We start from the raw sequence: 12,947 nt of genomic DNA, 5'->3' as shown, positions 1-12,947 counted from the left end.
GCGGCCGGGACGAGGCAGGAGTTTTTCCCGCCTCATCGCCGAATTGTGAATGGATCAGGCCAGCCAGTCCGGCACCGAATCGAGCGCGATCAGATCGTCATAGCTCGGGCGCGGGCGAATCACGTGAAAGTCGTTGCCGTTGACCAGCACCTCCGGCACCAGCCGGCGGGTGTTGTAGGTGCCAGCCTGCACGGCGCCATAGGCGCCAGCGGAGCCCACCGCGATCAGATCGCCCGGCTTCGGCATGGCCATCTCCCGGTCGAGTGCCAGATAATCGCCGGTCTCGCAGACGGGCCCCACGACATCAGCCTTGATGCGCGGGGCATTCGCTGCCGAAATCACCACAGGCTTGATCTCGTGATAGGCCTCGTAAAGCGTCGGGCGGATCAGGTCGTTCATCGCGCCGTCGACGATGACGAAGGTCTTGTCGCCGCCGTCCTTCACGTAAATGACCTCGGTCACCAGAATGCCGGCATTGCCGACGATCAGGCGGCCGGGCTCGGTGACGATCCGGCAATTCAGGCTCGACAGCTGGTCCTTGACGATCCGGGCATAGGCGTCCGGCTCAGGCGGCGGATTGTTGTCGTCCTTGTAGGGAATGCCGAGGCCACCGCCGACGTCGACGTGTTCGATCGTATGACCGTCGCCACGCAGCGTTTCTACCAGTTCACGCAACAGGCCGAAGGCGTCCTCGAAGGGTTGCAGATCGGTGATCTGGCTGCCGATATGCATGTCGATACCGGTTACCTGAATGCCTTCCAGGCTCGCGGCACGGGCGTAAACGGCACGGGCGCGCTCGAAGGAAATGCCGAACTTGTTTTCCTTCTTGCCCGTCGAGATCTTCGCATGGGTCTTGGCGTCGACATCCGGATTGACGCGGAAGGACACATGCGCCTCCTTGCCGGCCTTGATGGCGCGCTGGTTCAGCACTTCCAGTTCCGGCTCGCTCTCGATGTTGAAGCAGTAGATTCCGGCTTCGAGGGCCAAATCCATCTCGCTCGGTGTCTTGCCGACGCCGGAGAACATGATGCGGCTTGCCGGAATGCCGGCGGCCAGCGCGCGGCGGAGTTCGCCTTCCGAGACCACGTCCACGCCGGCGCCGAGGCGACCCAGCGTCTTCAGGACGGCCTGGTTGGAATTGGCCTTCATCGCATAGCAGACGAGGGCGTCGACCCCGTCGAAAGCCTTGGAGAAGACCTTGTAGTGGCGCTCCAGCGTCGCGGTCGAATAGCAGTAGAAGGGTGTGCCGACGGCACGGGCAATCTCGGGAATGGCCACGCCCTCGGCGTAGAGGACGCCGTCGCGATACTCGAAGTGGTTCACGGGTTCAGCCCTGTCAAAGAAGCGGATCGAGGAGGAAGGGGGTGTCGGGGGTCTTTTCTGCCTCGACACCGCGCTTGTTCTGCTGGTCGACCGGCGTGCTCGGCGGGTCGAGATCGCCCTTGCGGCCGCAGGCGGACAGGGCCAGCGAGGCGGCCAGCACAAGAGAGAGCGTGAGCGTCGTGCGTTTCAGCGAATTCACCATGACCCGGTCCATAGAAATGTTGTTGTTCTAGGCTCTAGCGAAAAAAGGGGCGCTTGTGCACCCCTCTTGTCGTGATGTGTCCCGCAAGTGCGGGTGATCAGTTGCGCGCCCGCCACCAGGAGATCTGCTTGCGCACTTCCGAAGGCGCCGTGCCGCCAAAGCTCTTGCGGCTGGCAACCGAGGCTTCCACGGTCAAGACATTGAAGACATCCGCGGTGATTGCCGCGTTGATGCCCTGCAGTTCGTCCAGCGAAAGCTCGGCCAGATCGCAGCCCTTCTTCTCGGCCAGCGCGACCGCATTGCCGGTCACATGATGGGCATCGCGGAAGGGAAGGCCGGCTTCGCGCACCAGCCAGTCGGCGAGGTCGGTTGCCGTCGAATAACCGGTGCCGGCGGCAGCCTTCATGCGGTCGGTGCGGATCGTCATGTCGGTGACCATGCCGGTCATGGCGGCAATCGCCAGTTCCAGGCTTTCAGCCGCGTCGAAGACCTGTTCCTTGTCTTCCTGCATGTCCTTGGAATAGGCAAGCGGCAGGCCCTTCATGACGGTCAGCAGCGCAATCAGCGAGCCGTTGATGCGGCCGGTTTTGGCGCGCACCAGTTCGGCCGCATCCGGGTTCTTCTTCTGCGGCATGATCGAGGAGCCGGTCGAGAAGGCGTCCGACAGGCGGATGAAGCCGAATTGCGGCGTCGACCAGATGACGATCTCTTCGGCAAGCCGCGACAGGTGCACGGCGGCAATCGAGGCGATCGAGAGGAATTCCAGCGCAAAGTCGCGGTCGGAGACCGTGTCGATCGAATTGCGGGTCGGTTCGCGGAAGCCGAGTGCGGCCGCCGTCATGTGGCGGTCGATCGGATAACCGGTGCCGGCGAGTGCCGCAGCCCCGATCGGGCTTTCATCCAGGTGTTCGATCGCGTGGCGCACGCGCTGACGGTCGCGGCCGAACATCTCGACATAGGCCATGCAGTGATGACCGAAGGTCACCGGCTGGGCCGTCTGGAGATGGGTGAAGCCTGGCATGACCGTGTCGGCATGTTCTTCGGCGCGGTCGAGGAAGGCTGCGATCAGGCCGGACAAGGCTGCTTCGGTCTTCTGCAGTTCTTCCTTGACCCAGAGGCGGAAGTCGAGCGCCACCTGATCATTGCGCGAGCGGGCGGTATGCAGGCGACCGGCGGCCGGGCCGATCAGGTCGGCAAGGCGCGCCTCGATGTTCATATGGATGTCTTCGAGCTTGCGCGAGAAGGTGAAGCTTCCGCTTTCAATCTCTGACAGGATCGTGTCCAGGCCGTGAAGGATCTTGTCTTTATCTTCGGCCGAGATAATGCCTTGGTGCGCCAGCATGGTCGCATGCGCCTTTGAGCCGCGGATGTCCTGGGCGTAAAGCTTCTTGTCGAAACCGATGGAGGCATTTATCTCCTCCATGATGGCCGACGGGCCGGAGGCGAAGCGACCGCCCCACATCTGGTTGGAGGATTTGGTGTCTTTGGTTGCCTCGGCCATGGAATGCCCGTCCTGGAGAATGACATGACAGAAAAAAGACCTGAGCGTCTCTTCCCCACCAAGCTGGTTGCGATCGCGGCGGTGGCCGGCATCGTCGCCGGCGCGGCTGCGGTATACGTGAAGCAGACCATGTCTGGCAATGCCGTGGAGACTGCAGATGCCGCGCAATGCGAGGGTTCCGTCGCCAGGGCAGAGACCCTGACCCCCTATCTGAAGGGCGATGTCGCTGCGATGATCCCCGTCAGCGAGCCGAAGCTCATCCAGGGGCTCACCTTCCAGGACAAGGCCGGTGCGCCCATGACCATGGCAAACTTCGCCGACAAGACGGTTCTCATAAATCTCTGGGCCACCTGGTGCGTGCCCTGCCGCGAAGAAATGCCGGCGCTCAACAACCTGCAGGAGGCCGCCGGTGGCGATGCCTTCCAGGTGCTCGCGATCAATATCGATACGGGCGATGTCGAGAAGCCGCAGACCTTCCTTGAAGAGACCGGCGTCGATCAGCTTGGGCTCTACCGCGATGCCTCGATGGGGGTCTTCAACCAGTTGAAGCGCGAAGGTCTCGCCTTCGGCCTGCCCGTCACGCTGCTCGTCGATGGCAAGGGGTGTCTGCTCGGCAGCATGAACGGTCCCGCGGCCTGGGACGGTGCGGATGCCAAGGCGCTGGTGACGGCGGCAGCGACCGGAAGCTGATCGCTTCCGGTCCGGTCAGCGTCTCAATCTTGAAAAAGTCGTGGTCGCAGGATCTCGATGAAGCCCGACTGGCCCATCGTGGCTGAAAATTCCGGCGCGACGTCGAATTCGATGACGGTCCCGTCGGTGGTCCTGGACAGTACCCGTTTCGAGCCCGGACGGTCGAGGACGCGCAGAATGGTTGCGCCCACACCTTTGGAAGGGTCGTTGCTCCATTCGACGTCGGTCGGACGAAACAGAAGTTCCGCCGGCCCATCATGCAGGCCGTCGGCCGCATAAACCATGGCATCGACCTTTGCCTTGCCAGCCGCAACCGTGGCTTTCAGTGCGTTTGTGTCGCCGAGGAAACGCATCACGAAGGCATTGGCGGGCTGGCGGCAGACCTCTTCCGGCGTGCCCTGCTGAACGATCTTGCCCTTGTCGAGGATGACCACGCGATCGGCGAGGTCGAGGGCCTCTTCCTGGTCATGGGTGACGAAGAGGGTGGTGATGCCAAGCTCGTCATGGATGGAGCGCAACCAGCGGCGCAGGTCGCGACGGACATTGGCGTCCAGCGCGCCGAAGGGCTCGTCGAGCAGCAGAACGCGCGGATCGACGGCGAGTGCCCGGGCAAGTGCCACGCGCTGCCGCTGGCCGCCGGAGATCTGGCCCGGGAAGCGCTCACCCAAACCGGCAAGCTGCACGAGGGCCAGCAGTTCATCGACGCGCTTGTCGATGTCGGCGGTTGACCGCTTGACCTTCGATACCTTCATGCCGAAGGCGATGTTTTCCGCCACCGTCATGTGCGGGAAGAGCGCATAATGCTGGAAGACGAAGCCGACGCCGCGGTCGCGCACTGGAATGTCCGTCGCATTCTCTTCGCCAAAATGGATCTGGCCACCATCGGCGAATTCCAGGCCGGCCACCATGCGCAAAATGGTCGTCTTGCCGGAACCCGAGGGACCGAGCAATGCCACCAGTTCGCCGCTCTTGATGTCGAGCGAGACGCCATGCACGGCGCGGAAGGTTTCGAAGGTCTTGACGACCGTGTCGAGGCGAATGTTCACGAATTCATCTCCGAAGTATTGCCGGCAAGCGTGGCGGGACGGTTCCGGCGTCCTGCCCCCTGGCGTTCGAGCAGAACCTTGGCCACGAGCGTGACAAGGGCCAGAGCGGCGAGGATCGAGGCGGCCGCGAATGCGCCGACGGCATTGTAGTCCTGGTACAGCAGTTCGATATGCAGCGGCAGCGTATTGGTCTGGCCGCGAATATTGCCCGACACGATCGACACGGCGCCGAATTCACCCATGACGCGGGCATTGCAGAGCACGACGCCGTAGAGCATGGCCCATTTGATGTTGGGCAGCGTCACCGACATGAAGGTGCGCAAACCGCCCGCGCCAAGCGAGGTGGCCGCTTCCTCGAGATCGCGCCCTTGCGCCTGCATCAGCGGGATCAGTTCGCGTGCCACGAAGGGTGCCGTGACGAACATCGAGGCGAGCACGATGCCCGGCAGGGCGAAGAGAATCTTCAGGCCGGCACTGTCGAGGGCGGGGCCGAAAATGCCCTGCAGGCCATAGACGAAGAGATAGGCGACGCCTGCCACGACCGGCGAGACCGAGAAGGGGATCTCGATCAGGATGGTCAATATCCGCCTGCCGCGAAAATCGTGTTTGGTGATCGCCCAGGCGGCCGCCACCCCGAAGATGGTGTTCAGCGGCACCGCGATCAGGGCCGTCAGGACCGTCAGTCCTATCGCATGGCGGGTATCGGCGTCTGCGATCGTCTGGAGGAAATAGGGAAGCCCCTTGGAAAACGCCTGGATGCCAATGACCGCCAGCGGTGCGACGATGAAAAAGGCCACCAGCAGCAGGACCAGGCCGATCAGGGTGTATTTGAAGATGGGCGCATCGCCGACACGGGGCGGGCGTCGTGTGGTCGTGACATGGCTCATTGCTCAGCCTTTCACCGTGTAGCGCAGCGCGCGGGCCTGCAGGTAGTTGGTGACAGCCAGCATGACGAAGGCGGCGATCAGCATGACAGAGGCGATCGCGGCAGACGCCGGATAGTCGTATTCCTCAAGCCGGATGAAGGCGAGAAGCGCCGTGATCTCGGTCGAGAAAGGCTGGTTGCCGGCGATGAAGATGATTGCGCCGAATTCGCCCAGGCTGCGGGCAAAGGCCAGCGAGGTGCCGGCGAGAAGGGCGGGCGTCAGCAGCGGCAGGATCACACGGCGGAAAATCGACACGTCACTGGAGCCCAAGGTCTGGCCGGCCTCTTCGAGCGCCGGGTCAAGCTCTTCCAGCACCGGCTGCACCGTGCGCACGATGAAGGGCAGGCTGGTAAAGGCCATGGCGACCATGATGCCGAGCGGCGTATAGGCGACCTTGATGCCAATTTCGCCGAGCGCCGAACCGAACCAGCCGTTCGAGGCAAACAGCGTCGTCAGCGAAATGCCGGCAACCGCCGTTGGCAGGGCAAAGGGCAGGTCGACGAGGGCGTCGACAATGCGGCGCCCGGGAAACCGATAGCGCACCAGAACCCAGGCGAGCGCCAGGCCGAAGACAAGGTTGAACAGGGTCGCGATCAGGGCCGAGCCGACCGTCACGACATAGCTCGCCACGGCGCGCTCGGAGGAGACGATACGCCAGTAGTCCGATGGTCCAAGGCTCGCCGCCTTGAAGATCAGGGCCGCGAGCGGCAAGAGAATGATGATCGCGGCATAGACCAGGGTGATCCCGAGGGACAGTCTGAAGCCGGGCAGTACGCGGCGTTTCAACGGTGTCGTCCTTTCATGAGAAAACCGGCGGAGAATCCGCCGGTCCTGGATTTGATCGGAGGCCGTCCTTAGCGGCTGCCATAGATCCCATCAAGGATGCCACCTTCGGCAAAGTGCTCCTTGGAGACCTTGTCCCAGCCGCCGAAGATATCCTCGACAGTGACGAGACGGATTTCGGGGAACTGGTCCTTGTATTCGGCGGCAACCGCCTCGTCATGAACGCGGTGACCGAAATCGGCGGCGATCTTCTGGCCTTCCGGCGAGTAGAGGAAGTCGAGATACGTCTTGGCAAGCGCCTGGCTTCCCTTGGCATCGGCAACCTTGTCGACGATCGCCACCGGGAATTCTGCGAGCAGGCTCACCGACGGCACCACCTGCTGGAACTTGTCCTCGCCATACTGCTTGGCGATCGACTTGGTCTCGGCTTCAAAGGTGATGATCACGTCGCCGGTCTCGCGCTCGACGAAGGTGGTCGTTGCGGCGCGACCGCCGGTGTCGAAGACCGGCACGTTGTCGAAGATCTTGTCGACGAATTCCGTCACCTTGGCCTCGTCGCCTGCGAATTTCTCCTTCGCATAGGCCGTTGCCGCCAGATAGGTGTAGCGGGCATTGCCGGATGTCTTCGGGTTGGGGAAGATCACCTTGACGTCATCGCGGGCGAGGTCGTCCCAATCCTTGATGTTTTTCGGATTGCCGGCGCGAACCAGGAAGGACGGGAAGGAATAGAAGGGCGAGGCGCTGTTGGGGAACTCGTTCTTCCAGTCTTCGGAGACGAAGCCGTTCTTCACGAGAAACTCGATGTCGGTCACCTGGTTGAAGGTCACGACGTCGGCTTCCAGACCCTCGACAATCGCGCGCGCCTGCTTGGAGGTGCCGCCATGCGACTGGTCGATCGTCACGCCCGGATTGGCCTTGATGAAGGCCTCGTTCTCCGCGGCGAAGATCTCGCGGGCAATGTCATAGGAAGCGTTGAGCAGCTTGTCGGCGGCGCCGGCCGAAACCGGCAGAGAGAGGGCGGCGAGCGCTGCGCTGACGAGGAGAAGGCGTTTCATGAACTTGAGCTCCGGAATGCGGGATCGGTATCGAGCCCGCAAACTAGAGTGTCGGTTCAGCACTTCCGAGGAATGGCCGACCAATGATTACCCCGAGGGGCAAATATCTTTCCGTCGGATCGTGCCCCGCCGGAATGGTCCGTCAGCGGGTCGGAATCGGCACTTCGCCGCGATAGTCGTAGAAGCCGCGGCCGGACTTGCGACCGAGCCAGCCGGCCTCGACATATTTGACCAGCAACGGGCAGGGTCGGTACTTCGAATCCGACAGACCCTCATGCAGCACCTGCATGATCGAAAGACACGTATCGAGGCCGATGAAATCGGCAAGCTGCAGCGGGCCCATCGGGTGGTTGGCGCCGAGCTTCATGGCCGTGTCGATGGCTTCCACCGAGCCGACACCTTCGTAAAGCGTATAAATTGCCTCGTTGATCATCGGCAGCAGGATGCGGTTGACGATGAAGGCGGGAAAATCTTCCGCCACCGTGATCGTCTTGTCGAGCGAGGAGACGAACTCCTTGGCTGTCTTGAAAGTCGTCTCGTCGGTCGCGATGCCGCGCACCAGCTCGACGAGCTTCATGACCGGCACGGGGTTCATGAAGTGGATGCCCATGAAACGCTCCGGCCGGTCGGTGGCCGAGGCGAGACGTGTAATCGAGAGCGACGAGGTGTTGGTCGCGATCAGCGCCTCGGGCTTCAGCACCGGGCAGAGGGCCGCGAAGATCTTGCGCTTGACCGTTTCGTCCTCGGTCGCGGCCTCGATGACGAGATCCGACGGAGCGAGGTCGTTGACGTCGGAGCTGCCGGAAATCAGCGCGAGGGCGGCCTTGCGGTCCTCGTCCGTCATCTTGCCGTTGGTCACCTGGCGGGCGAGGTTGCCGTTGATGGTGGCGAGACCCGCCTCGATCCGCTCCTTGGAGAGATCGTAGATCGTGACCCTGTAGCCGGCGGCGGCGGAGACCTGTGCGATGCCGCAGCCCATCTGGCCGGCACCCACGACACCCACATTGCTGATCTTGTCCGTCATCGTCTCGCTCCTCACCCGTTCCAGTCTTCACCCGCAAATATGCCGGACCCGCTTATCGCGGACCCGGCTGATTGATAGACCGCAAAGGGGTCTTTGACCAGTCCTTTCGCAACTGCGAGATGGCGCTCAGAGCGCCTTCTCGAGCTCCGGCAGGGCTTCAAAAATGTCGGCGACGAGGCCGTAATCGGCGACCTGGAAGATCGGCGCTTCCTCGTCCTTGTTGATTGCGACGATGACTTTCGAATCCTTCATACCGGCGAGGTGCTGGATGGCGCCCGAGATGCCGCAGGCGATGTAGAGCTGCGGGGCGACGACCTTGCCGGTCTGGCCGACCTGCCAGTCGTTCGGTGCGTAGCCGGCATCGACGGCCGCGCGGGACGCGCCGACGGCAGCGCCCAGCTTGTCGGCGACGGGCAGGATCACTTCCTGGAATTTCTCCGAGGAGCCAAGGGCACGACCACCTGAAATGATGATCTTGGCAGAGGCGAGTTCCGGACGGTCCGACGACGAGAGAGCGTCGGAAACATGGGTGGAGACGCCAGGGTTCGCAGCCGCCGGGATTGTCTCGACCGCCGCCGAACCACCGTCACCGGCGGCAGTGAAGGACGCGGTGCGCACCGTGATCACCTTCTTGGCATCGGTCGACTGGACGGTCTGGATGGCGTTGCCGGCATAGATCGGCCGCTTGAACGTGTCGGCGGAGACGACCTCGGTGATTTCCGACACCTGCATGACGTCGAGGAGCGCGGCCACGCGCGGCATGACGTTCTTGCCGACCGAGGTCGCAGCCGTGACGATCGTGTCATAGGAGCCGGCGAGCGAAACGATGAGAGCCGCCAGCGGCTCTGCCAGGTTGTTGCCGAGCGACGCGTCGTCAGCCAGCAGCACCTTGGAGACGCCCGAGAGCTTTGCAGCCGCATCGGCGGCAGCCTTTGCGCCGGAACCGGCGACCAGCACATGCACGTCGCCACCGATCTTGGTGGCGGCCGTCAGCGCCTTCGCGGTCTGTTCGGAGACGGTCGCGTTGTCGTGTTCTGCGAGAAGAAGAATAGCCATGGTTCAATCCTCGAATAGGTTTCCGTGGAAATCCGTCAGGCCGAGCCGAAAAGCGCGGGGTGCGAGAACCGGAGGGACGCGTACTTCACGTACGTGAGCACCGGAAGCGCAGCGACCCGCCCTTTGCAGGCGGGCCTCACGGATTTCATTAAAGCACGCCGGCTTCGTTCTTGAGCTTGTCGACCAGTTCGGCGACGCTCTTCACCTTGATGCCTGCCTTGCGGCCACCCGGCTCCTCGGTCTTCAGAACCTTCAGGCGCGGGGCAACGTCGACGCCGAAATCGGCCGGAGCCTTCTTGTCGAGCGGCTTCTTCTTCGCCTTCATGATGTTCGGCAGCGAGGCATAACGCGGCTCGTTCAGGCGCAGGTCGGTGGTGACGATCGCCGGCAGTTTCACGTCGATGGTCTGCAGACCGCCGTCGACTTCGCGGGTCACGGTTGCCTTGTCGGCACCGAGTTCCAGCTTGGAGGCAAAGGTCGCCTGTCCCCAGCCGAGGAGTGCTGCCAGCATCTGGCCGGTCTGGTTCGAATCGTCGTCGATCGCCTGCTTGCCGACGATCACGAGGCCCGGAGCTTCCGCTTCGACCACGCCCTTCAGCAGCTTGGCGACAGCGAGCGGCTCGACGGCTTCGTCTGTTTCGATCAGGATGCCGCGGTCAGCGCCCATGGCGAGCGCGGTACGGATGGTTTCCTCGGCCTTGGCAGGGCCGATCGAGACGATCACCACTTCCTCCGCCTTGCCGGCTTCCTTCAGGCGCAGAGCCTCCTCGACGGAGATCTCGTCGAAGGGGTTCATGGACATCTTGACGTTGGCCAGCTCGACGCCGGAACCATCAGGCTTGACGCGGATCTTGACGTTGTAATCCACAACCCGCTTGACTGGGACGAGTATCTTCATGGGTTCCTCTCTTCAAAGCTTCCGCCGGAAAATGCGCTCATGTGCGCTTCCCCGTTTGTCGATTGGCGACATCGATACGCATTTTTTCCCCAAACACAACGATCGATACCGTTTGGCCGACAGCAATAATTGACGTTGACGTGCACGTCAATATGCCGAGGCCGCGACCTCTTGTCATCGTCCCCAGTGGGTGACGGGGCGTGTGGGCGTCCGGCTCCCGGTTTCCGGCGGTTTTTCCTCCTGCCGGGCCCGCGAGGCAGAGGCGGGTGTACCCCAGGGACCTCCCGTTCCGGCATCGACGGACGGGGCTTCATGTTCCACAGCCTTGGGCGTGACGATCGCGCGATCGAAGAGCGGCACGCCTGGACGTCGCAAAAAGAGCACCAGCACGGCGCCCGCCAGGATGCCGCCGACATGGGCACCCCAGGAAACATTGCTGTTGCCGTCGATCACCAGCATGACGAATTGTTGCCCGACCCAGAAGAGGAGCGGGATGAAGGCCGGCAGCGGCAGGGGAAACCGCATGAAGACCAGCACCCAGACGCGCACCTTCGGATGCAGCATCAGATAGGCGGCAACCACCCCCGACACGGCGCCGGACGCGCCGATCAACGGCGCCTGGCTCACGGGCAGAACCAGCCCATGCACGAGCGCGCCGGCTGCGGCGCAGGCGAGGTAGAAGAACAGGAACTTGAAGTGCCCCATGGCATCTTCGACATTGTCGCCGAAGACCCAGAGGAAGAGCATGTTCGAGCCCAGATGCAGCCAGCTGCCATGCAGGAAGGAATAGGTGATGTAGGTTGCACTATCCGGCACCAGCACCAGCCGCGGATCGAGTTCGGCGATGTTGAAGGCAACGGCCGGGATGAAGCCCATGCCATAGACCCCGATCTCGTAAAGCGCCTCCGGCGCAAGCATCGCCAGCGCATGGGTCACGACATTGGCGAGGATCAGCCCCAGCGTCACATATTGCTTGCGAATATGTTTGAGCGCGTTTCGGTCATGCAGGGGAATGAACATCGCGCCTCGTCGGGTTTGGCCGGGGTTGGGTGGACGGATGCTAGCGCAGGATGGAGTGCGGGGACAGGGGGAGTTGCGGTGTTAGCGGCGGGTACGGCCTGGTCGGCACCGAACCTCCCCCCATGCGCGGGGGAGGACGGAAGATCGAAGGCTTGAGGTCAGCGCAAGCTGCCTAAGCTTCAGATTTTCCTGCAGAGGGGCACGGTTCCCTCGGCGACTACCTCTTGCGAAATCTCAAGGTTTGGCCCTGATCGGGCATCCCGAGGCTTGCGTCTGGATCCTCGGGTCATCCTCGGTGAAATCCGAACCGAGGATGGCGCCGGGTGGGAAGCCGCAGGTATTCCTCTACCGTTCCCAATTGCACGAGTCCTGAGGAGAATACCATTTCCCTCCCCCTAACCTCCGTCATCCTCGGGCTTGACCCGAGGATCCATGCACAAGCCCTTAAACGGCAGCGGAAAGCACGCTTTCACAACTCATAATACAAATCCCGCCAATCGGGATTGAACCCCTCGATCAGCTCGATCTTCCACTGCCGATACCAGCGCTTCAGCGACTTCTCCCGCTGGATCGCCGTGCCGATGCAGTCGTGCTCCTCATACCAGACCATTTGCCGGCAGCCATATCTGGACGCAAAGCCCGGGGTCTGGCCCTCCCGATGCTCGTAGATCCGCCGCTCCAGATCGGAGGTTATACCGATATAGAGGGTGTCGCATTTGTGGTTGGTGACGATGCAGACATAGCCCGCCATGCGTGCAGTGTGCTTGTGACTGGATCCTCGGGTCAAGCCCGAGGATGACGACCTCTAGGGGATGTAGGGGTATGCTCATCAGCCGTTGTGCGGTGAAAAACCGGAGAGGAGGATACCAGTCTCTCCCCTCACACTCCGTCATCCTCGGGCTTGACCCGAGGATCCAAACACAAGCCTTCCGAGGTCTATGGGTAACTAAAGCGCTTCATTTCGCAAAAAAAGGGGGATGAATTCGAGACATTTCCCAACGGAATCAATGTCGCACATGTTTTTTCATCCCCGCCCATTTCCACCCTCGTAGACTCCTCCCTGTCCCGCCCTCGGATACACCTGACGATGCGATGTCAGGCGAGGCGGGGCCGGCGCCGAGGAGGAGCACTGTCGCAGGTGCAAGACCCCGGCCCGCTGTAACGGTCTCCCTCCGGACGAAGGGCTTGATGAGGGCGATGGGGTCGGATGCGCCCCAAAACCTGAAACCCCTGATCGGAAGGACGTGCCTCAGAGGCACACATACAAGGCGCCCACGCCGTCGCGAACTTGACCGGCGGCGGGGGCGGACAAAACGGCGGGGATGACGGTGAGGTCGCAAATGACCAAAGCCAGCATCCCCCGGGCGAGGGTCCCGGTCGGATTGGTGCACCATCCGGCGGGAACCTCCCGGGCCACCGGCCA

At 62.5% G+C, this 12,947-nt stretch carries 13 protein-coding genes; 1 reads left to right on the top strand and 12 read right to left on the bottom strand.

Annotation, left to right across the window (positions count from 1 at the left end):
- Positions 1-54 precede the first annotated feature (54 nt).
- The 3 genes from lysA to argH form a co-directional block, all read right to left on the bottom strand.
- Positions 55-1,323: a diaminopimelate decarboxylase gene (gene lysA, locus QTL56_RS13390; protein WP_245137445.1), complete on the bottom strand. Its 1,269-nt coding sequence runs from the start codon at positions 1,321-1,323 to the stop codon at positions 55-57.
- Between the two features lie 13 nt (positions 1,324-1,336).
- Entirely contained in the window at positions 1,337-1,525 is a 189-nt protein-coding gene (lptM, locus tag QTL56_RS13385; RefSeq protein WP_229575016.1) for an LPS translocon maturation chaperone LptM, read from the bottom strand.
- A gap of 97 nt (positions 1,526-1,622) precedes the next feature.
- Positions 1,623-3,026: an argininosuccinate lyase gene (gene argH, locus QTL56_RS13380; protein WP_245137446.1), complete on the bottom strand. Its 1,404-nt coding sequence runs from the start codon at positions 3,024-3,026 to the stop codon at positions 1,623-1,625.
- 24 nt (positions 3,027-3,050) lie between these two features.
- Between argH and tlpA the strand changes: the two genes are divergently transcribed.
- On the top strand, positions 3,051-3,716 hold the full coding sequence (gene tlpA, locus QTL56_RS13375; protein WP_245137447.1) for a thiol:disulfide interchange protein TlpA: 666 nt from the start codon (positions 3,051-3,053) through the stop codon (positions 3,714-3,716).
- 23 nt (positions 3,717-3,739) lie between these two features.
- Here tlpA and QTL56_RS13370 read toward each other — a convergent pair whose 3' ends face one another.
- From QTL56_RS13370 to QTL56_RS13330, 9 genes are all read right to left on the bottom strand, one after another.
- Positions 3,740-4,762: a sulfate/molybdate ABC transporter ATP-binding protein gene (locus QTL56_RS13370; RefSeq protein WP_245137448.1), complete on the bottom strand. Its 1,023-nt coding sequence runs from the start codon at positions 4,760-4,762 to the stop codon at positions 3,740-3,742.
- Positions 4,759-5,649 (bottom strand): sulfate ABC transporter permease subunit CysW, encoded by an 891-nt coding sequence (gene cysW, locus QTL56_RS13365; RefSeq protein ID WP_245137449.1) that lies wholly within the window; start codon positions 5,647-5,649, stop codon positions 4,759-4,761. The genes QTL56_RS13370 and cysW overlap by 4 nt, the downstream gene beginning before the upstream one ends.
- A gap of 3 nt (positions 5,650-5,652) precedes the next feature.
- Positions 5,653-6,474, bottom strand: a complete 822-nt coding sequence (gene cysT / locus QTL56_RS13360) for a sulfate ABC transporter permease subunit CysT (RefSeq protein ID WP_229575011.1) — start codon at positions 6,472-6,474, stop codon at positions 5,653-5,655.
- A gap of 68 nt (positions 6,475-6,542) precedes the next feature.
- On the bottom strand, positions 6,543-7,526 hold the full coding sequence (cysP, locus tag QTL56_RS13355; protein WP_245137450.1) for a thiosulfate ABC transporter substrate-binding protein CysP: 984 nt from the start codon (positions 7,524-7,526) through the stop codon (positions 6,543-6,545).
- A gap of 142 nt (positions 7,527-7,668) precedes the next feature.
- Entirely contained in the window at positions 7,669-8,550 is an 882-nt protein-coding gene (locus QTL56_RS13350; RefSeq protein WP_229575009.1) for a 3-hydroxybutyryl-CoA dehydrogenase, read from the bottom strand.
- 126 nt (positions 8,551-8,676) lie between these two features.
- Entirely contained in the window at positions 8,677-9,606 is a 930-nt protein-coding gene (locus tag QTL56_RS13345) for an electron transfer flavoprotein subunit alpha/FixB family protein (protein WP_229575008.1), read from the bottom strand.
- 148 nt (positions 9,607-9,754) lie between these two features.
- Complete coding sequence (locus QTL56_RS13340; RefSeq protein WP_054149923.1) at positions 9,755-10,504, bottom strand: electron transfer flavoprotein subunit beta/FixA family protein; 750 nt, start codon at positions 10,502-10,504, stop codon at positions 9,755-9,757.
- 174 nt (positions 10,505-10,678) lie between these two features.
- Positions 10,679-11,524, bottom strand: a complete 846-nt coding sequence (locus QTL56_RS13335) for a rhomboid family intramembrane serine protease (RefSeq protein WP_245137451.1) — start codon at positions 11,522-11,524, stop codon at positions 10,679-10,681.
- A gap of 469 nt (positions 11,525-11,993) precedes the next feature.
- Complete coding sequence (locus QTL56_RS13330) at positions 11,994-12,275, bottom strand: GIY-YIG nuclease family protein (RefSeq protein ID WP_245137452.1); 282 nt, start codon at positions 12,273-12,275, stop codon at positions 11,994-11,996.
- Between the last annotated feature and the right edge of the window lie 672 nt (positions 12,276-12,947).

Source organism: Peteryoungia algae (assembly GCF_030369675.1).
Classification (GTDB): Bacteria; Pseudomonadota; Alphaproteobacteria; order Rhizobiales; family Rhizobiaceae; genus Allorhizobium; species Allorhizobium algae.
The sequence above is the reverse complement of the archived record's forward strand: the minus strand, read 5'-3'. Positions and strand labels throughout refer to the sequence as shown.

Excerpts from the sequence above, each read along its gene's own strand:
- QTL56_RS13335 (WP_245137451.1), bottom strand. The coding sequence starts at position 11,524 with ATGTTCATTCCCCTGCATGACCGAAACGCGCTCAAACATATTCGCAAG.
- QTL56_RS13350 (WP_229575009.1), bottom strand. The coding sequence starts at position 8,550 with ATGACGGACAAGATCAGCAATGTGGGTGTCGTGGGTGCCGGCCAGATG.
- QTL56_RS13330 (WP_245137452.1), bottom strand. The coding sequence starts at position 12,275 with ATGGCGGGCTATGTCTGCATCGTCACCAACCACAAATGCGACACCCTC.
- cysP (WP_245137450.1), bottom strand. The coding sequence starts at position 7,526 with ATGAAACGCCTTCTCCTCGTCAGCGCAGCGCTCGCCGCCCTCTCTCTG.
- QTL56_RS13340 (WP_054149923.1), bottom strand. The coding sequence starts at position 10,504 with ATGAAGATACTCGTCCCAGTCAAGCGGGTTGTGGATTACAACGTCAAG.
- cysW (WP_245137449.1), bottom strand. The coding sequence starts at position 5,649 with ATGAGCCATGTCACGACCACACGACGCCCGCCCCGTGTCGGCGATGCG.
- tlpA (WP_245137447.1), top strand. The coding sequence starts at position 3,051 with ATGACAGAAAAAAGACCTGAGCGTCTCTTCCCCACCAAGCTGGTTGCG.
- lptM (WP_229575016.1), bottom strand. The coding sequence starts at position 1,525 with ATGGTGAATTCGCTGAAACGCACGACGCTCACGCTCTCTCTTGTGCTG.
- argH (WP_245137446.1), bottom strand. The coding sequence starts at position 3,026 with ATGGCCGAGGCAACCAAAGACACCAAATCCTCCAACCAGATGTGGGGC.
- QTL56_RS13345 (WP_229575008.1), bottom strand. The coding sequence starts at position 9,606 with ATGGCTATTCTTCTTCTCGCAGAACACGACAACGCGACCGTCTCCGAA.